This window comes from Brevundimonas sp. Soil_N_31 (assembly GCF_057655995.1).
Genome location: NZ_JBDGLE010000004.1, coordinates 150,177 through 171,359 on the forward strand (window position 1 = coordinate 150,177; position 21,183 = coordinate 171,359).

Genomic DNA, 21,183 nt, shown 5'->3' on the forward strand with positions numbered 1-21,183 from the left:
ACCGGTCGGCGCTAGAGTTCGCGCCATGGGTGAAACCGGGGTCAGGGCGGAAGAGATCGGGGCGCGGCCGTCGAGGGCGCGTCGCGCCCTGTTGCGTCGTCTGGCCGACGTGGTCAGCCTGCCCGCCAGCCGGATCAACGTCTTCGAACGCTCGGTGGTTGGCGATCTGCTGGTCGACGTGCTGCGGCCCGCGCCGGTCGAGGAGCGCCGCCGGGTGGCGCAGCGCCTGGCCCCGCTGGGCGAACTGCCGGACACGCTGAAGCGGCTGCTGCTGCGCGACGAGCCGGAGGTGGCGCGGGCGCTGCTGGAAGATTGCGCCGCCTTATCCGACGCGGACCTGATCGGCTGCGCGCGCGACGCGGGGCTGGAGCACCGGCTGATGATGGCGAGCCGACGCGGTCTGTCCGAAGCCGTGACGGAAACCCTGCTGAGTTGGGGAGAAGAGGCGGTGATTGTCGCCGTCTTGCGTAACGATTCGGCTCGCCTGTCGCAGTCGGCCCTTGAGGGGGTGATTGCGCTGAGCCGCGGGACGGCGGCCTTGTGCGACCTGTTGCTACGGCGCGCGGAGCTGCGGCCGTCGGGCGCCTATGTCATGTTCTGGTGGTGCGGGCCGACCGAGCGCCGCATCATCCTGCAGCGCTTCGCCGTGTCGCGCGAAGTCATGCAGAGCAGCGTTGAGGACGTTTTCGCCATGGCGGCGGAGGAGGGCTGGAACGACCCCGTCGCGCGCAAGGCGCTTCAGTTCATCGAGCGCCGCCAACGTAATCGAGCGGCCATTGAAAAGAGCCCTTACGCCGATCTGGAAGCGGCGGTGGCGGCGGCTGCGTCTGGCGGCCTGACGCGCGATCTGGTCAGCGAGATCGGCTATCTTTCGGGGATCAAGCCTTTGACTTCGGCCAAGATCATGGGCGATGCGGGCGGCGAGCCCCTGGCTATATTGTGCAAGGCGACGGGCCTGACCCGACGCGATCTGTCCGGTTTGTGGCGCGCCATGCGCCGTCCCGAAACGACGGCCGACGGGCAGGAGCACCCGGACTGGCGTCGGGTCCAGACGACTTATGAAATGTTGGCTGTGGACCGGGCTCAAACCGTGCTGCGTTACTGGAACTGGACTCTGTCTTCAGCCCTGACTCCGACGCTTCTACGCGCGATCCGCGAAGGGGATGGGGCGCTGATCGATGAATACTCGGCGCCCGAGCGTGCGGCCCTATTGGCTCTTGCAGAGAACTTCGGTCGATAAAAACCGACGTTGTTGTAACTACTGATCAAGGCAGTTGAACTCGCGTATCAAGCAATAAATTGTTGCTGCATTGCTTTCGACATCGAACATACGTATGGAACCTGTTAGCGGCAGATCGTTTCAGATCAGTCGATTGAATTTGGGGCTTCAAGAGGCTGATCCGGATGGAAGAAAAACCCGAACTGCTTGAGATGACGGCGGACATCGTGTCGGCTTATGTCAGCAACAACACCGTATCGGCTGACGCCGTGCCGGGTCTGATCGCTCAGATCCACGCTGCGTTGTCAGGCGTTTCGGTCGCGCCGGCGGAAGCCGAGCCTGAACCGCAGGAACCGGCCGTTCCGGTCCGCAAGTCGATTACGCCGGACTTCCTGATCTGTCTGGAAGATGGTCGCAAGTTCAAGTCGCTGAAGCGTCACCTGCGCACGAAATACAACATGAGCCCCGAGGAATACCGCGCCAAGTGGGGTCTGCCGAAAGACTATCCGATGGTCGCTCCGAACTACGCCAAGGCGCGTTCGGATTTGGCCAAGCAGATGGGCCTGGGTCAGGGCGGCCGTAAGCCGGCTCGCGCGATGCGCAAGTAATAGGCCAGCGCGACTGAAAAACTGACGCCCGCCTTTCCAGCGAAAGGCGGGCGTTTTGCTGTCCGAATGCTGCTGCGAGGGCCGTCAGGCCGCCTGCATGGCCTTGCGGGCGCGCCAGAAGCGCAGGGTCCGCAGGGCCGCCTCGCGCGTCAGCTCGTTGTACATCCCGGCATAGGCGCGGGCCTTGCCCATGGCGTTGTCGTCGGTGTTCAGCAGCACCACGGCGTAGGTCAGGAACAGGGCGCGATCCAGGTCCGCCGCCTTGCAGATGACGGCCAGGGCGTCCAGCTCGCGCCGCTCGATGATCTGGCGGGCGGTGTGGAAGTCGACGTCGGCCAGCTGCGACAGGGCGATCAGGAAGGCGGTCTGGCCGCCCGAACGCAGGAAGCGGGCCAGCACCTGAGGCGTCAGTTGGTTGGCGGCGCGCAGTTCCTCGACGTAGGCCAGGCTCTCGGCGTAATCGGCGGGCAGGGCGCCGTCTTCGGCCGCGACGCGGGTTCGGCCCGCAGCCAGGGCGCTTTCCAGCAGGGCCGGGTCCAGACGCGCGTTCTGCTCCAGGATGCGCTGACGCAGCTGGGCCTCGACCGCGAAATACATGTCGTTCAGCAGGTCGGGCGGCAGGCTGGCGCGCTCGACCGTGACGGCGTGCAGGGCCGGGTTGGCGCGGGCGCGCTCGACGGCGGTTTCGGTCGCGGCGCGCGACAGGCTGGCGCCTTCGTTGCCCAGCAGCACGCCCAGGGTCTCGTCGTCGCCGCGCTCGACGATGGCGTCGGACACGGCCTCGGACACGGCGGCGCGGCGGCTGACGGCGCGCAGGTGGCCCTGGCCGCGCGAACGCACCACGCCGATCAGATCGGCCTCGGTCAGCACCGGCGAGGCGCTGAGGACGGGGGCGGCGACGGTCTCGGCCTCGTCATTGGCGAGGCGGCGGATGAGTTGGGGCGGGGCGTCCGGCGCCTGGGCGAACCGTTCGGCCAGTTCGGCGCGCACGGCCGTCTCCATGGCGTCGGTCAGGTCCGACAGGACGGCGCCGTAGAGGGCGGTCTCGGCCTCGGTGCGCTCGGCGGCGCCGAAGAAGCAGTCGGTCAGCTCACGCAGCAGGGCGCGGCGCTTGGGGCTGGACGCCTCCTGCGCCAGGGCGATCAGGTCGGGCAGGCGCGAGCCGGTCTCGGCCGGGGGAGGCAGGGGGGCGCCGTCGCTCATGGCAGCATCGGGTCATCGGCCAGCGGGGCGGCGCGCAGGCGGCCCTGGGCGTCGCGCATGACGGCGGGCGGCTCGGGCGGCTGGGCTAGGTCGTCGGAGGACGGCGTCTCGGTCAACTCGACCGGCATGGCGTCCAGATAGTTGGGCGCGGGCAGGGGCGTGGCGTCCGGCTGGCGGCCCGCCTGACGGTGGACGGAATAGTAGCGGGCGCTGCCCTGCTGGACCGGGGCGTCGTTCGACACGGGCTGAGGCGCAGGCTGGGGCGTCGGGGCGGCGGGCGCCTGACCCTGAGCCGGCGCGGGGGCGGGCGTCGCAGCCGGCGGCGGGGGCGTGTTGCGCTGCAACTGGAAGATCGGCGCGTCGCGGCGGGGGGCCATCGGGTCGAAGGCCGGGTCGGCCGGAGCCTGAGCGGGCGCAGGCGTCGGCTGCGGCGCAGGCTGGGCGGGCGGCGGGGCCGGAGGTTGAACGGGCGGCGTGGGGATGCGCTCAGGAATGCGTTCGGCGACAGGCGCGGGCTGGCGGACCGGCTCAGGAGCGGGTTGCGGGGCCGGTCGGGGCGCGGGCGCGACGGCGCGCGGGGCGGGCTGGATCGGGGTGGGCTGGATTGGCGCGGGCGGCGTCGGCATCGGCCGCACAGGCTCGGGCATAGGCATCGGCGCCGGTTCGGGCGGCGGCGTGCGCTGGACGGGCGGCGGGGGCGCGGGTTGCGCCTGGGGCTGGGCGCGAGTCCAGGGAACGTGGTCGAGCGCCGGAGCGGGCTCTGTCGGCTGAGGCTGGGGCTGGCGCTCGGGGACGTAGGGCGCGGGGGCCTCGCTCGAAGGCGGCGGCGCGACAGGCTGGGGCGGGACGGAGAGAGGCTGACGCGTCCAGGGCGCCGGCTGGTAGGTCGGCTGATAGGGCGCCGGCGGCGCGTAGGTCGGCGCGGGTTGCTCGGCCGGGGGCGAGACGTAGGGGCCCCAGGTCGCGTCGGGATGGCTGGTCACGGGACGGAAGTCGGGGGCGGGCGTCAGGGCGTTGGCCGAAGACGGCGGGGCCGGGATCGGCGACGGCGCGCCCCAGGCTTGGGCAGGCGTCAGCTGGCGGTTGTAGTCCGGCGCGCCGGCGCGCCAGGGATAGCCGCCGTGCGGGATGACGGCCGGGCGGGCGACGGTCTGGGCGGCGGGCGGCGCGAAGTAGGCCGCTTCCTGCGGCGGGGCGAAGCCGTCGGCGGGCGCGGCCGGATAGGCGGGAGCCGTCTGGCTGGACGGATGGATCTGGGCGCGGCCCGGCCAGGACAGCTGGCGATCATAGGCGGCGGGCGGATAGGGCGCCTGAGCCTGCGGCGGGGCCCACGGCGCGGCCTGGGCCAGGGCGGCCGTCGAGGCGCCGAGCGCGGGCAGAAGGGCGGCTATGGTCAGGATGCGCGGCACCGGCGCCTCGTGCAAGGTGAAGACGTTCAGCCGGACACCCTAGGCGGCGCGGCTTAATCCTCGCCTAACGCCGGGCGGTCTTAGCCGCGCGAGGGCAGATACTGGCTGGTGAAGGCTTCGCGCCAGTCGGGGACGACGGAATAGGCGTCCTGGGTTTGCTCCGCGAAGGCCTGCCAGCGTTCGGGCGTCATGGCCCCCAGGCCGTAGAGAGCCGCGTCGCCGCCGTCGACCATGGCCTGGGCGCGCAGCGAGGCGCGGGCGGCGTCGAGCGCGCGCTGGGGCAGGTCGGGATGGGCGCGGCGGATCAGGGCGTCGCCCTTGGCCCCGTCGCCGTGGACATAGTCGCGCCAGCCCTCGACCGAGGCGGCGATGAAGTCGCGCAGGGCCTGGGCGTTGTCGCGGGCGAAGGCGTTGGGCGCCAGCACCAGGCCGGAATAGGAGGGGTAGCCGTCCTCGGCCGGGGTCAGGACCAGGGGCTGGAAGCCGACCTCGCGCGCGATCAGGCTGGGCGCGCCGTCGGTCAGGCGGGCGATCAGCACGCTTTGGCGATCCTCGCGGAAGGCCTTCAGATTGTCTGCGGGGGCGCCGGTCTGCGCCTGGTCGGGCGTCAGGTCGAAGCGGGCGCGCAGCCAGGTCCAGAAGCCGGTCTGGTCGCCGGGCTCCATCAGGATACGGCGGCCGCGCAGGACGGTCAGATCCTCCAACTCCTGGCCGGGATGGGCCAGCAGGACGACGGGGTCTTTCTGCAGGAAGGCGGCCACGGCCTTGACCGGCGCCCGGTCGGCGATCAACCGCAGGGGCAGGAAGCTGTCGCGGCCGACGGCCAGTTCGACCGCGCTGGCGGCCAGCAGGGCGGGGATGTCGGCGCCCGACGGCCCGGCCAGAATCTCGACGTTGAGGCCGCGCCGTTCATAGGCCCCGGTCGCGACGGCCTGGTAGAAACCGCCGTGAAGCGCGCCCGTCGGACCGCCCGCAGCCACCCGCAGGCGCACCCGGCCGGATTCGTCGGTCTGGGCCGGGCTGCGGCCGCACGCGGACAGGGCGCCCAGGGCGGTCAAGCCGAGGGCGCCGGCCATCAGGCCGCGTCGGTGCAGGCGGGCGCGAGTCATCACGTCTAGGGTGTAGGGGGGCGGGCCGCGCTTGGAAAGGCGGCGAGGCGTCGCCGGGCGGGATTTCAGCCCGGAAATCATGCGCCGAAATTGAGCGAGGGGACGTAACCCTTTGAGCCAGACCGTCGCCGGTCGGATCGCGGATCGCGTCCCCTCGCCAAGTCCGGGTTGGACTTGGCCGCTATCGGGTCGGAAGTCGGTCTTTAGCGTCGGCGGGCGGACCCGGCGTCGTTCGACTGTCGTTCCATCGGCCCCTGGTCTTCGGCGTTCCGCAAGGCGAACCTCGCGCCGTCCGTCGATCCCGGCCTGGTTCTCCGTGATCCCGGCGCCGAGGCGCTAAAGGATCGGGAGCCTGGGCCCTGCTTCGGTGTTTCCGCGTCCTCCGAAGAGGCTTGGAACCCTGGGTCAGAGAGCCGGACCGGTCCGCTTGATCTTCGGGTCTCCCCGGATTTCCGCGCCGCCGTGTCCCTCGGCCTGTTGACGTTCCCGCGAAATCCGTTATTGGGCAAGCGCCCAAATCGGAGCGTCTGTGCGGAATCGACCCGGACGCGGTGGGCAAGTCTGTGGATATCTGTGGGCGGACGAAATTCGCGGAAGCGGATCAGCGTCTTGCGTTGTCCACAGGAAAGCGACCGCCACCCGCTCGCAGGAGCGGATGGCGGCGGGTCGTCAGCGATTGCGGATGAAGGTGCGGATGTCGGTCGACAGCTTCTTCAGATCGTCCTCGCGCACGTACATCATGTGGCCCGAGTGGTAGTAGTGCCACTCGATGCGGCCGTCGGTCGGGAAGCCCGGACGGTTCAGCGAGTATTCGGCGCCGAAGAAGGGCGTGGCGAAGTCGTAGTAGCCCTGACCCACCCAGACGCGCAGGCCGCTGTTCTCACGCAGGGCGCGGCCGATGTAGGGAGCCACGTTCAGATATTCCGCCCCGCCGCGTCCGGCGGTCGGCAGGTTCCAGTCCCAGTTCCGGGTGCCGCCGATCGAGGAATAGACCACGTCGGGCGAATACTTCAGGCCTTCGCGCGACCAGGCGTTCATGGCGGCGGTATAGGCGCCGTCGATGCCGTAGAAGCTGGGGTCGTTGTCCGGGCGATCGCCGGCGTTGTCGTAGTCGACGCCGGTGTAGCGGGCGTCCAGACGGCCGATGGTCAGGCCGCGATCCCGCAGCAGCTCCTTGTAGAAGCGGCCGGGCGACAGGCGCAGGTTGGCGTTGCTCAGATAGGTCTGCGAGATGCCGGTGTAGCGCGACAGCTGCTGTAGGATCGTCGCCCGTTCGTCGGCGGGCAGGGCGTTGCCCTTCAGCAGGGCCGAGGCGTAGGGACCGATGGCCCAGGCGCGGGCCTCGGCGACGAATTCCTCGACCGTGGCGGGCTTGTTCGGCACCTTGTCGTGGTACCAGGCGGCGGCCGCCATCGAGGGCAGGGTGGTGACGAAGCCCAGCTCATTGCCCTGGGCGTCGGCGGCCAGGCTGAAGTCGAGGATCGACGAGATCAGCAGGATGCCGTTGATCGATACGTCGGTGTAGCTGCCTTCCAACTCGTTGATCACCGCCGCCGAACGGGTGGTGCCGTAGCTCTCGCCGCCGATGAATTTCGGCGCGTTCCAGCGGCCATGCTCGTTCAGCCACAGGCGGATGAACTCGGCGATCGACTTGGCGTCCTTGGTCACGCCCCAGTAGTCGGCCGGGTCGGTCTTGCCCAGGGCGCGGCTGAAGCCGGTGCCGATCGGGTCGATGAAGACGATGTCGGTGACGTCCAGCAGGGAGTCGACGTTGTCGATGATGGGGAAGGGCGCGGCGCCGTCGTCACGCGCGTCCGACGGCACGACCACGCGCTTGGGTCCGAAGGCGCCCATGTGCAGCCACAGGGAGCCGGAGCCAGGGCCGCCGTTCCACAGGAAGGTCACGGGGCGGTTCGGGTCCGTCGGACCTTCCTTGATGTAGCTGTAGGAGACCATGGCCGCGAGCGGCTTGCCTTCCTTGTCCTTCAGGTAGGTTTCGCCGGCGATGGCGCGGTAGGCGATGCGCTGGCCGCCGAAGACGCCGGTGTGGCGGGTCTCGGACATGACGGGCGGCGGGATGGCGGCTTCGGTGCGGTTCGCGGCGGCGGCGACATCGACGCGCGGCGCGCCCTGAGGCCCGCTCTGGCCTCCGCTTTGCGCCATGGCCGGCCCGGCCAGGGCCAGCGCCGAAGCGGCGACGACAAGCAGTCTCTTCATGGATAAACCCCCAGTTTGTCTACGCGGCTCCCCCTCGAGAGCCGGGCGCGCGAACAGCGCCGCCCAGCTTGGAATGAGGCGGCAAGCGGGGGCGAATGTAAACCGTGGGTTCCGCCCTTATCGCGGAAGGGTTGGCCGGATACGGAGAGGTTTGGCGAAGAATGTGCGGCGAGGCGCCGCGCGTTCGTCAGCTCGCCAGGGCGGCCTTCTTTTCTTCCAGCTCCAGCCAGTCCAGCTCGGCGGCCTCCAGCTCGGCGCGGGCCTTTTCGGCGGCCTTCATGGCGCGGTCGAAGGCCGCCGGGTCGCGCGCGTAGAGGTCGGGGTCGGCCAGGACGGCGTCCTGTCGGGCGATCTCGACCGGCAGGGTCTCCATCAGCTTTTCGACCTCTTCCAGACGGCGGGCGTCCTTGTAGGAGAGCTTGGCTTGTTTCTTGGGGGCGCGGTCGGAAGGCTCCGACTTCTCGACCCGACGCCCCCCGGAGGGGGCGGCCTCGGCGTGGGTCGGGGGCGGGGCGAGGAAGCCGGGGTTCTGGCGCAGGAAGTCCTGCCAGCCGCCGGGGGTCTCGACCACGTCGCCGCGGCCGTTCAGGGCGATGGTCGAGGTGGCCAGACGGTCGACGAAATCGCGGTCGTGCGACACCAGGATCAAGGTGCCGTCGTAGGATTCGAGCAACTCCTCCAGCTTTTCCAGCGTGTCCATGTCGAGGTCGTTGGTCGGCTCGTCGAGGATCAGCAGATTGGCGGGCTGGGCCAGCGCCCGCGCCAGCAGCAGGCGGTTGCGCTCGCCGCCCGACAGGGTGGAGATGGGCTGCTTCAGCTGGGCTTCCTGAAACAGGAAGTCCTTGGCGTAGGCGGCGACGTGCATGGAGCGGCCGCGCACCAGGATGGAGTCGCCGCCGCCCGGCGTCAGGGCGTCCCATAGGGTCATGTCCGACTTCAACCCCTCGCGCGACTGATCGAGGTAGAGGGGTTCCAGGTTGGCGCCCATGCGGACCGTGCCTTCGTCCGGGGCCAGTTCGCCCAGCAGTACCTTGACCAGGGTGGTCTTGCCCGCGCCGTTGGGGCCGACGATGGCCAGACGGTCGCCGCGGATGATGCGGGTGGTCAGGTTGCGGAAGATGGCGCGGTCGCTGAACGACTTGCTGACGCCCTTGATGTCGGCGACCAGCTTGCCCGAGACGGCGCCGGAATCGACGCCGAGGTTCAGCTCGCGCGGCAGATCCTTGACCCGTTCGGCCCGGTCCAGACGCATCTGCTGCAGGGCGCGGGCGCGGCCTTCGTTGCGGGTGCGCTGGGCGGTGATGGAGCGGTAGAAGGTGTAGGTCTCGGCCTCGATGCGCTTGGTCAGACGGCGCAGGGACTCGGCCTCTTCCTCCATGACCTTGTCGGCCCAGTCGTCGAACTCGACGAAGCCCTTGTTGAGGGTGCGGACCTTGCGGCCTTCCAGCCAGTGAACGGTGTCGGTGACGCGGTTCAGGAAGGCGCGGTCGTGGCTGACGACCAGCAGGGCGAAACGGGCCTGGATCAGCTCGTTCTCCAGCAGTTCGATGGCCAGGATGTCGAGGTGGTTGGTCGGCTCGTCCAGCAGCAGCAGGTCGGGCTCTTCGGCGAAGGCCTTGGCGAGGGCGGCGCGGCGGATCTCGCCGCCCGACAGGCCCTGCGTCGACTTGTTCGGGTTGAGGCCGAAGGTCTCAAGCCAGCTTTCGGCGGTCCAGCGCTCGGCCTCGCCCGAGGCGGCGTAGTCGGCCAGGGTCTCGCCGGTGATGACCGGCTCTTGCGGGACATAGGCGAAGCGGGTGCCGGCCTGGACCGAGCGGTCGCCCGAGTCCGGCTCGATCAGGCCCATGACGACCTTCATCAGGGTGGACTTGCCCGCCCCGTTGCGCCCGACCAGGGCGGCGCGGCTGCGCGGCTCCATCGCCATGTCGACGCCGTCGAACAGCGGGCGGGGACCGTCCTGAAGGCGGACGTCTTTGAGAGCGACAAGGGGGGGTCTGGCGGCCATGGGGGCGCATATAGCGACTGACCGTCGCTTCGGCCATCGGCGTTGACGCTTCCCTGGCGGCGGGCTGTAGTCGCGGGCGATGACGACGGAGGGTGGAATGGATCTGAGCGCCTCGGCAAGAGACGGTCGCGCCGCGAAGAAGGGACCGGGCCGGGGCTGGTACGCCTTGGCGGCGCTGCCCATGATCTGCGGGTTCGCGGCCATGGGCGCGGTGCTGTTCACGCAACTGTCGAAGCTGGACGACGGGCTGGAGCAGATCGTCGTGCCGGGCGCGCGCGAACTGCGGCTGGAGCCGGGCCGGCACACGGTCTTTCTGGAATATCGCAGCGTCGTCGACGGCCGGGTCTATGCGGTCGATCAAGTGCCCGGTCTGGCCGTCCATGTCGAGGCGGCGGACGGCGCGCCGGTGGCGGTGAGCGCGCCCATGGGAAGCTCCACCTATACGCTGGGCGGGCGTCAAGGCGAGGCGATCAACGTGTTCCGCGTCGAACGGGCCGGAACCTACAGGATCTCGGCCGACTATGACGGGCAGGTCGGACCGCAGACGGTGATCGCCGTGGGACAAGGGTTCATGGGGCAGTTGTTCTCCACGGTCTTCATGGGGCTGGGCGCCGTCTTCCTGGGCATGATCCTGACGGTGGCGACGGTGGTCGGGGTCTATCTGGCGCGGCGGAGAGTGAGACAGGCCTGAGCGAGTCTCGGCTTGACGCATACCGTCCAGTTGGTATGTAAAGCGTCATGGACACGCAAACCATCCGCCGCACGCCTGAAGACACCCGTCGCCAGATCATAGAGATGGCCATCGAGATCGCCGCCGACCAGGGAGCGATGGCGGTGACGCTGGATGCGGTCGTGGCGCGCCTGCCGTTCAGCAAGGGCGCCTTGCTGCATCACTTTCCGAACAAGCTGGCCCTGCTGGAAGGGGTGATCGACTATCTCGCCACCGAGATGGCGGCCGCGGTGCTGACCGAGGCGGCGCGCGACCCCAATCCCTATGGCCGCAATGCCCGGGCCTATCTGCGGGCGGTCGTCAATGAACCGGCCACGGAGCGGGACGTCAGCATCGGGCGGGCGGCCCTGGCCGCCTGCGCCATAGAGCCCAGCCTGATCCCGCGTTGGCGTGGGGCGATGAAGACCCTGGCCGCCGATGACCCGGAAGACCTGGCAGGCAAGGACGACGCCCTGATGCTGCGGCTGATCGCCGACGGCCTGTGGATGACCGATCTGTTCGGCACGCATGAGGTGTCGCCGGAGCAGAGGAAGGCTCTTCTGTCGCTGCTGACGCCGGGCAGCCTGTTGACGGACGCCTATGGCGAGGCCGCTGAGTGAACCCGACGACCTGGCTGGCCCTGCTGGGCGCGATCAGCTTCGAGGTGATGGGGACGACCCTGTTGCAGCAGTCGCAGCAGTTCACCAAGCCCTGGCCGACGGCGGGGCTGGCGGTGTGTTACGGCGTCGCCTTCTACCTGCTGACCCTGGCGCTGAAGCAGATGCCGGTGGGGCTGGCCTACGCCATCTGGAGCGGGCTGGGGGTGGTGCTGATCTCGGTGATCGGCCTGTTCCTGTTCAAGCAGAAGCTGGACGTTCCGGCGATCATCGGCCTGGCGCTGATCATCGGCGGGGTGGTGGTCATCAACGTCTTCTCCAAGAGCGTGACTCACTGAAAGCCGCGACAGACGGGGATTTGGGGCGTATAGGGCGCGCCCATGAATTCCACGTCGCCCAAGCCTTTCTGGGAAACCAAGACCCTGGCGGAGATGTCTCCGACCGAGTGGGAGAGCCTGTGCGACGGCTGCGGCCTGTGCTGCGTCATCCGGTTCGAGGACGAGGACACGGGCCAGATCATTCCGACGCACGTCCATTGCAAGCTGTTCGACCCGGACCGCTGCACCTGCACCGACTACGCCCAGCGCCAGGCCGAGGTGCCGGACTGCGTGCAGCTGACGCCGGACAACATCGAGCGGCTGAAGTGGATGCCGCTGTCGTGCGCCTATCGCCGGCTGGATGAAGGGCGGACGCTGGCCTGGTGGCACCCGCTGGTCTCCGGCGATCCCGAGACGGTGCACACGGCCGGGGTGTCGGTGCGGCGCCAGACGATTTCGGAACTTGCGTTGAAGGAGCCGGAGGACGCGCTGGACTTCGAAGCGCCGGAATGGATGGGCGAACGGGGCGTCGCTAACGAATAATTCGTTGGAGGCGGGCCAGGGTGGGGGCGAAAATGGCTATTGTCGCGACACAATCGAAATCTGCGGCGGGAGGGCGTGACGCCTTCGATCGGCTGACGGCGATCGCCTGCGCGGCGTTCAGCGCGCCCCACGCCATGATCACCGTGCTGGACGAGGAACGGGCCGTCTTCCTGTCCGGCGTAGGCCTGGACGAGACCAGCATCCCGCGCATGAGCAGCGTCAGCCATACCCTGGCGGGCATGATGCTGGTGATGCGCGCCTATGAGCGCGGCGACGGCGAGATGAGCGCGGCGCCGGTCGAGGGGTGGATCGCGCCCTATCGCGTGGTGCGGCTGTGAACGCGGGGGCGATGAAGGTGGTGGCTTCGCTGGTTCGGCCGGTGGCGGCGCAGACGCCCTATGGCGGGCAGGTGGTCAGTTATGAGCCGGTCGGGTCGCTGTGGCTGGCGTTGGGCGCGCGAAGGCGGCGCGAGCGGACGGACGCAGGCGTGACGCGCGGCGTCGAGACGCTGAGCGCCACGGTGCGGGCCGATCCGAGGCTGGAGGAAGGGCTGGTGGCGCGCTTCGGCGGGGCGGACTGGGGCGTGGTCGGGATCGAGGCTGATCCGAAGGCGGCGGGCCGGGTGCGGCTGAACCTGGAGCGGGCGCGATGAAGGATCATGAAGGGGCGCTGGTGAAGGCGCTGGTCGCGCATCTGGGCGGCGATGGGGCGTTGCAGGCGCTGTTGGGTGATCCGGTGCGGGTCTGGGATGAGGCGCCGCAGGGGGCCGGGTTTCCGCATCTGGTGATCGGGCGGTGTGAGAGTCGGCCGCTGAACGCCGACGGCGGCGGGGTGGAGCAGCGGCTGACCTTGACCTGCGCCAGTCGGTTCAGGGGGTTGGAGGAGGCGCGGGCCGTGGCGGCGGCGGTGCGGGCGCGGGTCGCCGATGCGCCGCTGGAGGCGGATGGGGTGAGGGCGGTCAGCGTGGCGGTGACGTTTACGGACCTGTTCCGCAGCCCGGATCTGAAGCGGGCGTGGGCGGTGATGCGGGTGCGGGCGGTGACGGAAGAAGTTTAGCGCGGCGCCTCTCCCTCCCCTTCATGGGGAGGGTGGTCGCGATAGCGATCGGGTGGGGGCGGCGGGGCGATCAGGGTGCGGCGTGTGAATGGTCTGGCCCTCCCCACCCGGCCTCGCCTGCGGCTCGGCCACCCTCCCCATGAAGGGGAGGGAGAGGGACGCGCGGGTTCTGGAAAACGAAGCGAGGAAAGATGACGGCGCAACGGGGCAAGGACATCCTGCTGAAGATCGAGGGCGCGGGGGGCGCCTTCACCACGGTGGCGGGGCTGAGGGCGAGGACGATCTCGCTGAACGCCAAGACGGTGGATGCGACCGACAGCGACAGCGCCGGGCGGTGGCGCGAACTGCTGGCGGGGGCGGGCGTGAAGTCGGCGGCGGTGTCAGGGCAGGGAATTTTTCGCGATGCGGCGTCGGACGCCCTGATCCGCGAGGCCTTCTTTGAGCAGGCGGCGAAGACGTGGCGGCTGATCGTGCCGGACTTCGGCGTGCTGGAGGGGCCGTTTCTGGTCGCTGCGCTGGAATACGCCGGGGAGCATGAGGGCGAGGCCAGTTTTGCGCTGAGCCTGGCCAGCGCGGGCGAAGTGACGTTCTCGGCGCTGTGATGATCAACGGCGTGCGGGGTGAGGTCGTGGCGAGGCTGGCGGGGGCGGAGCGGAAGCTGTGTCTGACGCTGGGGGCGCTGGCCGAGATCGAGACGGGGCTGGGCGTCGCCGGGATGGCGGCGCTGGCTGAGCGGATGAAGGCGCTGTCGGCGCGGGATCTGATGGTGGTGCTGGCGGCCTTACTGCGCGGCGGGGGCGAGGTTGCGCTGGCGGAGGGGCTGGCGAGCGCGCCGGTCGATCCGCGCGAGACGGCGGAGGCGGTGGCGAAGGCCTTTGCGGCGGCGGCGTGAGGACTCCGTGGGGAGAGATGATGCAGGCGGCGGCGCGGTTGGGCGTGGGGCCGGAGAGCTTCTGGCGGCTGTCGCTGAAGGAATGGCGGATGCTGACGGCGGGGCCGGTTCGGGCGGCGCCGCTGGGACGGGGCGAACTGGAGCGGATGCAGGAGATGTGGCCGGATGACCGATAATTTCAGGCCGGACGGCATCGACGCCGTGCCGGTGAAGGCGGCCGAGGCCGCGGCGGCGCTGGAGGCGCTGAAGGAGCCGGCGGAACGGGCGGCGGCCTCGATCGAGGACGCCTTCGGGCGGGCGGGGGCCAGCCTGACGCGGTCGCTGACGCGGGCGGCGGCGGACGGAGAGGTGACGCTGGCCGAACTGGCGCGGGCGGTGCTGAATGCGGTCAATGCGGCGGCGGGCGTGCGCGGCGGGGGACTGTCGGGGGCGATTGCGGCGGCGCTGGGGGGCTTCGGCGGGGCGCGGGCGGACGGCGGGCCGGTGCTGGGCGGCGGGGCCTATCTGGTCGGGGAGCGCGGACCGGAGGTGTTCCGTCCGGCGAGCGCGGGGACGGTCGAGCCGATGGGCGGTCGCTCTGGTTCGGGGGCCGGGGTGACGGTGAACGTCACGGTGGATGGAGGGGCCGAAGGGCTGCTGCGCTCGGAGACGCAGATCGCCCGGATGCTGGCGCGGGCGGCGGCCCTGGGCGCGCGTTGAACAGGACGTGCTCAAGCAGCGAGGCGCCCTGTGTCGAGCGGTAGTGCAACAAAAAAGGGCGCTCCGAAGAGCGCCCTTAGAACTTATTCGCCCTTGGGGTTCGGGCCGTATTTGTTGTCGCCGGGCTGGCTGTCGGAGATGCCGATCCAGAGCCAGAAGCCGATAGCGACCAGCCAGGTCAGGCTGAGGATGCCCAGCGCCGGGCCGAAGGTGCTGAGGATGACGGCGGGATCCTCGTTTTCCAGCGCCTGGGCGTTCATGAAGGCCGAAACGCCGATCGACATGAAGGCGAAGACCCAGCCGCCGATCATGACGACGTAGGGGATGGCGATAATCCAACCCGCCTTGCCCATGTCGTGCAGGCGCTTCACGCCGATGGCGAGGTGCGGCCACAGCAGGGCGAGGCCCAGCAGGTTCAGGAACGGGATGAAGTTCAGGATCAGGCCGACGCCGAACAGGATCAGCCAGCTGATCCAGAAATGCTGACGACGCAGGCGGCCGTTGAACGAGAACATGGCCGTGGCGAAGTCATAGGCGCCGAGCGGAGCGCCGCCCGTCGATGAGGCGGCGGCTTGGCCGAAGGCGGCGGCGGGGGCGGTGGAGGCCAGGATCATGACCTGGGTCGCCTCCATGCCTTCCGGCACGAAGTCGACACGGGCGCCGACGGCGACGGTTCCGCCAGCCTGGATGTCCGTGCGGGTGAAGCCGTAGCGGATGCTGTCGTCGCCGCTAATCAGGCCCGTGCCCGAGACGTCGTCATAGCTGAGAATTTCGCCGCGCACGCGGATCTCCTGTCGTTGAACGGCTTCGCCGTGGTGTGGCGAAAGCATGGCTGACGCGGGCGGCGCGGACAACCCGAAGTCTGACGTTAGGCGAAGTTTTTCGCGAGACGTTCGCAAACTGTCCCGCGACGGGACGCAATCCACATCAAACTAGCGAGGACGCATGGCCTTTCATGAGGTGCGCCTGCCCGCGCGGCTGGCGTTCGGCTCGACCGGCGGGGTCGAGCGCAGGACGGAGATCACGACGCTCGCCTCGGGGTTCGAGCGGCGCTCGACGCCCTGGGCGGACGGGCGCAGGCGGTATCTGATCGGGGCGGGTCTGCGGTCGCTGGACGACATGGCGGCGCTGACGGCGTTTTTCGAGGCGCGGCGCGGGCGGCTGCACGGGTTCCGGTTTCGCGACTTCGCGGACTTCAGGAGCGGGGCGCCGGGGGCGGCCGTGACATCGCTGGATCAGGCGATCGGGACTGGAGACGGGCAGGCGCGCGTCTTTCAACTGAGCAAGGCCTATGGGGATCACCGGCGGGTCATCGCCAAGCCGGTGGAGGGATCGGTGCGCGTGGCCGTGGCGGGCGTGGAGACCGCGGCCTTCAATCTGGAGACGACGACGGGGCGGGTGACGCTGGCGACGGCGCCGCCTCAAGGCGCGCCGGTGACGGCGGGGTTCGCCTTCGACGTGCCGGTGCGGTTTGACGCGGATCGGATGGAGGTGACGCTGGAGAGCTTCGGCGCCGGGCGGATGGTCGCCATGCCGCTGATCGAGGTGCGGATCTGAGCCATGCGCAATGTTCCGGATGAACTGGCCGCCCGCATCGAGAGCGGGGCGGCGACGCTGTGTCATGTCTGGCTGTTGAGGCGGGCGGATGGGCGGGCGATGGGCTTCACCGATCATGACCGCGATCTGGAGCTAGAGGGCGTGGCGTGCCGGGCGGCCAGCGGCTGGACCGGCGGAGCGGGCGAGGGCGAGGTCGGGTTGGCGGCGGGGGCGCTGTCGGCGTCTGGCGGACTGGATGATGCGGCGATCACCGAAGAGGACATAGCGGCGGGGCAGTATGACGCCGCCGAGGTCGAGCTGTGGCGCGTGGACTGGATGCGGCCGGACCTGAAGGTGCGGCTGTGGACGGGGCGGCTGGCGCGGATACGGCGCGAGGAGGGGCGATTCATCGCCGACCTGAACGGGCCGATGGCGGCCCTGGAGCGGGTGGTCGGGCGGACCTATGGCCGGGGCTGCGACGCGGTGCTGGGCGACGGGCGTTGCCGATTGGGCGCGGCGGCGGTTGCGGGGCGCAGTTGCGACAAGCGGTGGGCGACGTGTGTGGGCGTCTTCGGCAATGGAGTGAATTTCCAGGGGTTTCCGGATGTGCCGGGCGAGGACTTCCTGACCGCGCGGCCGGTAAGCGGGCGCAATGACGGCGGGAGCCGCAGGCGATGAGGGCGGGCGCTGATCTCTCCCGCCCCTTCATGGGGAGGGTGGCTGAGGCGGAGCCGAAGCCGGGTGAGGGCGGCGGGGCTGTTCAGGCGCCGAGTCCTTATCAGCAAGCCCTCCTCACCCGGTCGCTGCGCGACCACCCTCCCCATGAAGGGGAGGGAGAGGCGTGGCGCGCGCGCGCGCGGGTCGTGGCGGCGGCGCGGGGGTGGCTGGGGACGCCCTATCGGCATCAGGCCAGCGTGAAGGGCGAGGGGGCGGACTGTCTGGGGCTGGTGCGCGGGGTCTGGCGCGAGGTGATGGGCGAGGAGCCGGAGGCGCCGCCGCCCTATCGCCCTGACTGGGCCGAGGTCGGGGGCGAGGAGGCGTTGTGGTCGGCGGCGCGGCGCTGGCTGATGGAGATATCGCCGGAGCGGGCGGGGCTGGGCGACGTGCTGCTGTTCCGCATGGCGGCGGGCGCGCCGGCCAAACACTGCGCGGTGTTGAGCGCGGTTGAAGGACCGGAGCGACGGATGATCCACGCCTATTGGGGGCGCTCGGTCGTCGAAAGCTGGATGGGGCCGTGGTGGCGACGGCGGCTGGTTGCGGCCTTTCGCTGGCCTGAACCCTTGGCGGGAATTTGAAGGAGTAGACGATGGCGCAGGTGCTGCTGGGCGGCCTTGGGGGCATGGCGGGCGTCAGCAGCCTGGGCCTGTTGGCTGGGGGCCTGCTGGGGCGGGCGCTGGACGACAGGCTGGTCGCTGGATTGTCGCCCGCGCGGCAGGTCGGGCCGAGGCTGGAGGGGCTGAAGCTGCAATCCTCGGCCGAGGGGGCGCCGATGGCCTGCGTCTTCGGGCGGGCGCGGGTGGTCGGGCAGGTGATCTGGGCCGCGCGGTTTCTGGAGCGCAAGGAGAAGCGGTCGGGCGGCAAGGCGGGCAAGACGGTCGACTACGCCTATTCCCTGAGCTTCGCCGTGGCCCTGTGCGAGGGCGAGATCGACGGGGTGGGACGTATCTGGGCCGACGGTCAGCCGATGGACATGGCGGGCGTGACCATGCGCCTGCATCGCGGGACCGAGGATCAGACGCCGGATCCGTTGATCGAGGCGGTGGAGGGGCGGGCGCCCGCTTATCGCGGGACAGCCTATGTGGTGTTCGAGGATCTGCCGCTGGACGCCTATGGCGACCGGCCGCCGCAGCTTGCGTTCGAGGTGTTCCGGCGGCCGCAGGGCGCCGAACCGCAGATGGAGGACCGGCTGGAGGGCGTGTGCCTGATCCCCGGCGCGGGCGAGTTCTGCCTGGCGACGGAACCGGTGATGCGGCGCGAGGGGCTGACGAAATCGACGCCCGAGAACGTGCATCTGACGGCGGGGCAGACGGATCTGGAGGCGTCGCTGGATCAGTTGACGGCCCAGGCGCCGAGGCTGAAACGGGTCAGCCTGGTGGTCGGCTGGTTCGGCGACGACATACGCATGAGCCATTGCCGCATCCGGCCGGGGGTGGAGCGGCGTCAGAAGCCGACCGAGCCGCTGGTCTGGCGCGTGGCCGGGGTCGAGCGGGCGGACGCGCATCTGATCTCTCAGGTCGAGGATGGTCCGGCCTATGGCGGCACGCCGTCGGATCAGAGCGTGCGGCAGGCGATCCGGGCGTTGAAGGCGCGCGGACTGGAGGTGACGCTGTATCCCTTCGTCTTCATGGACTGCCCCGGCTATCCGTGGCGGGGGCGGATCACGGGGACGGACGGGGCGGGGGCGACGGCGGAGGTCGCGGCCCTGTTCGGGACGGCGGGCGGCTGGGGCTTGCGGCGGCTGGCGCTGCACTACGCCCGCATCGCTGCGGAGGAGGGGGCGGACGGCCTGCTGATCGGCTCGGAGATGCGAGGGCTGACCTGGACGCGCGATGCGGACGGGGACTTTCCGGCGGTGGCGCAGTTCCGGGCGTTGGCGGCGGAGTGCCGGGCGGTGGTCGGGTCGCGGATCAAGCTGAGCTACGCCGCCGACTGGTCGGAATATTTCGGCTGGCAGAGGGAGGGAGAGGCAAGGTTTCACCTGGATCCGCTATGGGCGGACCCGAACATCGATTACGTCGGCATCGACTGGTATCCGCCGATGGGCGACTGGCGCGGGGGCGCCGGCGGGCGGGACGCCGAAGATTTCAAGGGGCCGTCGGACCCGGCCTATCTGGCGGCGCAGGTGGCGGGCGGCGAGGGATATGACTGGTTCTACGCCAGCGCGGCGGATCGGGCGGCGCAGACGCGGACGCCGATCGAGGATGGCGCGCACGGCGAGGACTGGATCTGGCGCTACAAGGATATTAAGGGCTGGTGGTCGAACGCGCACCATGAGCGCGTGGGCGGCGTGCGGCAGGCGGCGTCGACGGCCTGGGTTCCGGGGATGAAGCCGATCCGGCTGACCGAGTTCGGCTGTGCGGCGGTGGATCGTGGGGGCAATGCGCCCAACCTGTTCCAAGACCCGAAGAGCAGTGAGAACGCCCTGCCGCCGCATTCTACGGGCGCCCGCGACGACCGGATGCAGCGGCGGCTGATCGAGGCGGTGCTGGGGCATTATGCGCAGCCGATGAACAATCCGATCTCGGGCGTCTATGGCGGGCCGATGCTGCAGGGTGCGGATGTCTGGTGCTGGGACGCGCGGCCTTATCCGGCCTTTCCGGCGCTGGGTGAAGTGTGGGCGGACGCGGGCGCCTGGCGCACGGGGCACTGGCTGAACGGGCGGATGGGCGGCGATGCGCGCGGGCTGATCGAGGCGATCCTGAAGCGCGGCGGGCTGAGCGAGACGGACTTTACGGTCGGGGCGGTGGACGGCAGGGTGACGGGCTATGTCATCGACCGGCCGATGGCGACGAAGGATGCGCTCGCGCCGCTGGTGCAGGCGCTGGGGGCGACGACGGCCGAGCGGGATGGTCGGGTGGCCGTGCTGGGCGAGACGGCGCGGGAGATGACGCTGCATCAGGCGGCGCTGGCCCTGCCCGACAAGGGCGGGAGCGAGGCGGCGGATCGCCGGCTGACGCCTCGGCCGGGCGCGGCGCGGCTGCGGTTTATCGACGAGGCGGCGGACTATCAGCTGGGCGCGGTGACGGTGCGCGGCGACGGCGAGGGCGGCGGCGTGGATGCGGCCCTGCCCGCCGTGGTCGGGGCCGGGCTGGCGACGGCGGCGGCGCAGCGGCTGTTGGCGGGCGAGGCGGCCGAGCGGCTGACGTTGAAGCTGGGGCCGCTGGAGGCGCTGAGGCTGGAGCCGGGCGATGTGACGGCGGTGGAGGGGCGTGCGGGCGATTGGCGCGTCGAGCGGCTGGACTGGGACGAGACGCCCAGCGCGGTGCTGGCGCCGGTGGTCGAAGTGTCTGTCGTGGACGCGCCCGAGGATTGGCGCGGAGACGGCGGCGGGGCGGGAACGCCGGGGGCGCCGTTCCTGATGCTGTTGGACCTGCCGCCGCTGCCGGGCGAGGAGGCGGACGGGCGGCCGGTGGTCGTGGCGGCGGCTGAGCCGTGGACGCCGATGGCGCTGCATGGCGGGGTCTCGGTCGACAGCCTGACGCCAAGGGCGGTGGTGGAGACGCCCGCGACGGTGGGGACGCTGACGGCGCGCTTGCGACCCGGCGTGGTCGGGCGCTGGGACGAGACGGGCGTGCTGAGCGTGCGGATCGAGGGACAGGCGCCGCAAAGCCGGGCGGCTGAGGCGGTGCTGTCGGGCGCCAATCTGCTGGCGGTGCGCAGTGCGGATGGGTGGGAGCTGGTGCAGTTCCGCCGGGCCGAGCTGGTCGGCGGCGACGTGTGGCGGTTGAGCGGTCTGTTGCGCGGGCAGCAGGGAACGGAAAGCGCGGCGGCGCGCGGGGCGGAAGCGGGGGCGCTGGTCGTGGTGCTGGAGCGCGGCATGGCGCGGGCTGAGGTGGATGCGGTCGAGCGCGGATTGCCGCGGATCTGGCGGGCGGGGCCTGTGGGTTCGCCGCCGGGCGGGGCGGGGACGACGGAGGTCGGCTTCGTCTGGAGCAACCGGAACGCGGCGCCGTGGCGACCGGCGCACCTGAAGGCGAGGCCGGGGGGCGGCGGATGGCGGTTGAGCTGGCTGTCGCGCGTGCGTCTGAGCGGCGACGGTTGGGAAGGCGAGCCGGTCGAGGTCGATCCGAGGCGGTTTCGGGTGCGGGTGCTGGACGGGGATGCCGAGCGCCGGGTCTGGGAAGTCGAGGGGTTGGAGGCTGTCTATGGGGCGGCTGAGGTCGCGGGGGACTTTCCGGGCGGCGTCGGGACGGGCGTCCGGGTTGCTGTGGCTCAGTGGGGCGAAGGGTATGGCTGGGGGGCGGAGGCGGTGTCGGGGTTGTGAGATACAAGGCCCTCTCCCGCCGGGAGAGGGTGTTGCAACATGAGGAAACCATCCTCGCCC

General features: G+C 70.3%; 23 protein-coding genes. 17 read left to right on the forward strand and 6 right to left on the reverse strand.

Annotated features, from left to right (window positions below; translation table 11 throughout):
• The first annotated feature begins 25 nt into the window (after window positions 1-25).
• On the forward strand, window positions 26-1,240 hold the full coding sequence (locus tag AC3A3G_RS08265) for a DUF2336 domain-containing protein (protein WP_200168853.1): 1,215 nt from the start codon (window positions 26-28) through the stop codon (window positions 1,238-1,240).
• Window positions 1,241-1,404: 164 nt separating this feature from the next.
• Complete coding sequence (locus AC3A3G_RS08270; RefSeq protein WP_200168852.1) at window positions 1,405-1,827, forward strand: Ros/MucR family transcriptional regulator; 423 nt, start codon at window positions 1,405-1,407, stop codon at window positions 1,825-1,827.
• 84 nt (window positions 1,828-1,911) lie between these two features.
• Here the strand turns inward: AC3A3G_RS08270 and AC3A3G_RS08275 are convergent, their stop codons facing one another.
• From AC3A3G_RS08275 to AC3A3G_RS08295, 5 genes are all read right to left on the reverse strand, one after another.
• Window positions 1,912-3,030: a DUF2336 domain-containing protein gene (locus tag AC3A3G_RS08275; RefSeq protein WP_487487944.1), complete on the reverse strand. Its 1,119-nt coding sequence runs from the start codon at window positions 3,028-3,030 to the stop codon at window positions 1,912-1,914.
• Complete coding sequence (locus tag AC3A3G_RS08280; protein WP_487487945.1) at window positions 3,027-4,439, reverse strand: hypothetical protein; 1,413 nt, start codon at window positions 4,437-4,439, stop codon at window positions 3,027-3,029. The genes AC3A3G_RS08275 and AC3A3G_RS08280 overlap by 4 nt, the downstream gene beginning before the upstream one ends.
• Before the next feature lie 80 nt (window positions 4,440-4,519).
• Window positions 4,520-5,548, reverse strand: a complete 1,029-nt coding sequence (locus AC3A3G_RS08285; RefSeq protein ID WP_487487946.1) for an ABC transporter substrate-binding protein — start codon at window positions 5,546-5,548, stop codon at window positions 4,520-4,522.
• Between the two features lie 669 nt (window positions 5,549-6,217).
• Window positions 6,218-7,765, reverse strand: a complete 1,548-nt coding sequence (locus tag AC3A3G_RS08290; RefSeq protein ID WP_315027259.1) for a S10 family peptidase — start codon at window positions 7,763-7,765, stop codon at window positions 6,218-6,220.
• Window positions 7,766-7,952: 187 nt separating this feature from the next.
• A complete protein-coding gene (locus AC3A3G_RS08295) occupies window positions 7,953-9,770 on the reverse strand; it encodes an ABC-F family ATP-binding cassette domain-containing protein (protein WP_487487947.1) in 1,818 nt (605 codons plus the stop codon).
• A 97-nt stretch (window positions 9,771-9,867) separates the two neighbouring features.
• Here AC3A3G_RS08295 and AC3A3G_RS08300 point away from each other — a divergent pair, with 97 nt between their 5' ends.
• The 11 genes from AC3A3G_RS08300 (at window position 9,868) to AC3A3G_RS08350 (ending at window position 14,603) form a co-directional block, all read left to right on the forward strand.
• Window positions 9,868-10,461, forward strand: a complete 594-nt coding sequence (locus tag AC3A3G_RS08300; RefSeq protein WP_487487948.1) for a hypothetical protein — start codon at window positions 9,868-9,870, stop codon at window positions 10,459-10,461.
• Window positions 10,462-10,508: 47 nt separating this feature from the next.
• On the forward strand, window positions 10,509-11,099 hold the full coding sequence (locus AC3A3G_RS08305; RefSeq protein ID WP_412876933.1) for a TetR/AcrR family transcriptional regulator: 591 nt from the start codon (window positions 10,509-10,511) through the stop codon (window positions 11,097-11,099).
• Entirely contained in the window at window positions 11,096-11,434 is a 339-nt protein-coding gene (locus tag AC3A3G_RS08310) for a DMT family transporter (RefSeq protein ID WP_292056073.1), read from the forward strand. The genes AC3A3G_RS08305 and AC3A3G_RS08310 overlap by 4 nt, the downstream gene beginning before the upstream one ends.
• A 42-nt stretch (window positions 11,435-11,476) precedes the next feature.
• On the forward strand, window positions 11,477-11,956 hold the full coding sequence (locus AC3A3G_RS08315; RefSeq protein ID WP_200168842.1) for a YcgN family cysteine cluster protein: 480 nt from the start codon (window positions 11,477-11,479) through the stop codon (window positions 11,954-11,956).
• Window positions 11,957-11,988: 32 nt separating this feature from the next.
• The gene (locus AC3A3G_RS08320; RefSeq protein WP_487487949.1) at window positions 11,989-12,294 is read left to right on the forward strand and encodes a hypothetical protein; all 306 of its coding nucleotides are present in this window, start codon (window positions 11,989-11,991) and stop codon (window positions 12,292-12,294) included.
• An 11-nt stretch (window positions 12,295-12,305) separates the two neighbouring features.
• The gene (locus AC3A3G_RS08325; RefSeq protein WP_200168893.1) at window positions 12,306-12,608 is read left to right on the forward strand and encodes a phage head completion protein; all 303 of its coding nucleotides are present in this window, start codon (window positions 12,306-12,308) and stop codon (window positions 12,606-12,608) included.
• A complete protein-coding gene (locus tag AC3A3G_RS08330; RefSeq protein WP_200168892.1) occupies window positions 12,605-13,012 on the forward strand; it encodes a DUF3168 domain-containing protein in 408 nt (135 codons plus the stop codon). The genes AC3A3G_RS08325 and AC3A3G_RS08330 overlap by 4 nt, the downstream gene beginning before the upstream one ends.
• 191 nt (window positions 13,013-13,203) lie before the next feature.
• A complete protein-coding gene (locus AC3A3G_RS08335) occupies window positions 13,204-13,614 on the forward strand; it encodes a phage major tail protein, TP901-1 family (RefSeq protein ID WP_200168905.1) in 411 nt (136 codons plus the stop codon).
• Window positions 13,614-13,904: a GTA-gp10 family protein gene (locus tag AC3A3G_RS08340; RefSeq protein ID WP_368924555.1), complete on the forward strand. Its 291-nt coding sequence runs from the start codon at window positions 13,614-13,616 to the stop codon at window positions 13,902-13,904. Before AC3A3G_RS08335 ends, AC3A3G_RS08340 begins: the two co-directional genes overlap by 1 nt.
• On the forward strand, window positions 13,901-14,080 hold the full coding sequence (locus AC3A3G_RS08345) for a phage tail assembly chaperone (RefSeq protein WP_368924554.1): 180 nt from the start codon (window positions 13,901-13,903) through the stop codon (window positions 14,078-14,080). The genes AC3A3G_RS08340 and AC3A3G_RS08345 overlap by 4 nt, the downstream gene beginning before the upstream one ends.
• Entirely contained in the window at window positions 14,070-14,603 is a 534-nt protein-coding gene (locus AC3A3G_RS08350) for a phage tail tape measure protein (protein ID WP_487487950.1), read from the forward strand. The genes AC3A3G_RS08345 and AC3A3G_RS08350 overlap by 11 nt, the downstream gene beginning before the upstream one ends.
• An 83-nt stretch (window positions 14,604-14,686) precedes the next feature.
• Here AC3A3G_RS08350 and AC3A3G_RS08355 read toward each other — a convergent pair whose 3' ends face one another.
• Window positions 14,687-15,385, reverse strand: coding sequence for a DUF805 domain-containing protein (locus tag AC3A3G_RS08355; protein ID WP_200216648.1), 699 nt, complete (start codon window positions 15,383-15,385; stop codon window positions 14,687-14,689).
• A 163-nt stretch (window positions 15,386-15,548) separates the two neighbouring features.
• Here AC3A3G_RS08355 and AC3A3G_RS08360 point away from each other — a divergent pair, with 163 nt between their 5' ends.
• Genes AC3A3G_RS08360 through AC3A3G_RS08375 form a run of 4 tightly spaced genes read left to right on the forward strand, consistent with a single transcriptional unit; the run spans window position 15,549 to window position 21,123 of the window.
• Window positions 15,549-16,160 carry a phage distal tail protein, Rcc01695 family gene (locus tag AC3A3G_RS08360; RefSeq protein WP_487487951.1) on the forward strand — a complete coding sequence of 204 codons (612 nt, stop codon included), beginning with the start codon at window positions 15,549-15,551 and terminating at the stop codon, window positions 16,158-16,160.
• A 3-nt stretch (window positions 16,161-16,163) separates the two neighbouring features.
• Window positions 16,164-16,817 carry a baseplate hub domain-containing protein gene (locus AC3A3G_RS08365; RefSeq protein WP_487487952.1) on the forward strand — a complete coding sequence of 218 codons (654 nt, stop codon included), beginning with the start codon at window positions 16,164-16,166 and terminating at the stop codon, window positions 16,815-16,817.
• Window positions 16,814-17,434, forward strand: coding sequence for a C40 family peptidase (locus AC3A3G_RS08370; protein ID WP_234288845.1), 621 nt, complete (start codon window positions 16,814-16,816; stop codon window positions 17,432-17,434). The genes AC3A3G_RS08365 and AC3A3G_RS08370 overlap by 4 nt, the downstream gene beginning before the upstream one ends.
• A gap of 11 nt (window positions 17,435-17,445) precedes the next feature.
• Window positions 17,446-21,123, forward strand: coding sequence for a baseplate multidomain protein megatron (locus tag AC3A3G_RS08375; protein ID WP_487487953.1), 3,678 nt, complete (start codon window positions 17,446-17,448; stop codon window positions 21,121-21,123).
• Window positions 21,124-21,183 lie beyond the last annotated feature (60 nt).

Bases quoted from the DNA above. Each gene is read 5' to 3' on its own strand.
- AC3A3G_RS08265 (WP_200168853.1), top strand. From the start codon at position 26: ATGGGTGAAACCGGGGTCAGGGCGGAAGAGATCGGGGCGCGGCCGTCG.
- AC3A3G_RS08270 (WP_200168852.1), top strand. From the start codon at position 1,405: ATGGAAGAAAAACCCGAACTGCTTGAGATGACGGCGGACATCGTGTCG.
- AC3A3G_RS08275 (WP_487487944.1), bottom strand. From the start codon at position 3,030: ATGAGCGACGGCGCCCCCCTGCCTCCCCCGGCCGAGACCGGCTCGCGC.
- AC3A3G_RS08285 (WP_487487946.1), bottom strand. From the start codon at position 5,548: ATGACTCGCGCCCGCCTGCACCGACGCGGCCTGATGGCCGGCGCCCTC.
- AC3A3G_RS08290 (WP_315027259.1), bottom strand. From the start codon at position 7,765: ATGAAGAGACTGCTTGTCGTCGCCGCTTCGGCGCTGGCCCTGGCCGGG.
- AC3A3G_RS08295 (WP_487487947.1), bottom strand. From the start codon at position 9,770: ATGGCCGCCAGACCCCCCCTTGTCGCTCTCAAAGACGTCCGCCTTCAG.
- AC3A3G_RS08300 (WP_487487948.1), top strand. From the start codon at position 9,868: ATGGATCTGAGCGCCTCGGCAAGAGACGGTCGCGCCGCGAAGAAGGGA.
- AC3A3G_RS08305 (WP_412876933.1), top strand. From the start codon at position 10,509: ATGGACACGCAAACCATCCGCCGCACGCCTGAAGACACCCGTCGCCAG.
- AC3A3G_RS08315 (WP_200168842.1), top strand. From the start codon at position 11,477: ATGAATTCCACGTCGCCCAAGCCTTTCTGGGAAACCAAGACCCTGGCG.
- AC3A3G_RS08320 (WP_487487949.1), top strand. From the start codon at position 11,989: ATGGCTATTGTCGCGACACAATCGAAATCTGCGGCGGGAGGGCGTGAC.
- AC3A3G_RS08325 (WP_200168893.1), top strand. From the start codon at position 12,306: ATGAAGGTGGTGGCTTCGCTGGTTCGGCCGGTGGCGGCGCAGACGCCC.
- AC3A3G_RS08330 (WP_200168892.1), top strand. From the start codon at position 12,605: ATGAAGGATCATGAAGGGGCGCTGGTGAAGGCGCTGGTCGCGCATCTG.
- AC3A3G_RS08335 (WP_200168905.1), top strand. From the start codon at position 13,204: ATGACGGCGCAACGGGGCAAGGACATCCTGCTGAAGATCGAGGGCGCG.
- AC3A3G_RS08340 (WP_368924555.1), top strand. From the start codon at position 13,614: ATGATCAACGGCGTGCGGGGTGAGGTCGTGGCGAGGCTGGCGGGGGCG.
- AC3A3G_RS08350 (WP_487487950.1), top strand. From the start codon at position 14,070: ATGACCGATAATTTCAGGCCGGACGGCATCGACGCCGTGCCGGTGAAG.
- AC3A3G_RS08360 (WP_487487951.1), top strand. From the start codon at position 15,549: ATGGCCTTTCATGAGGTGCGCCTGCCCGCGCGGCTGGCGTTCGGCTCG.
- AC3A3G_RS08365 (WP_487487952.1), top strand. From the start codon at position 16,164: ATGCGCAATGTTCCGGATGAACTGGCCGCCCGCATCGAGAGCGGGGCG.
- AC3A3G_RS08370 (WP_234288845.1), top strand. From the start codon at position 16,814: ATGAGGGCGGGCGCTGATCTCTCCCGCCCCTTCATGGGGAGGGTGGCT.
- AC3A3G_RS08375 (WP_487487953.1), top strand. From the start codon at position 17,446: ATGGCGCAGGTGCTGCTGGGCGGCCTTGGGGGCATGGCGGGCGTCAGC.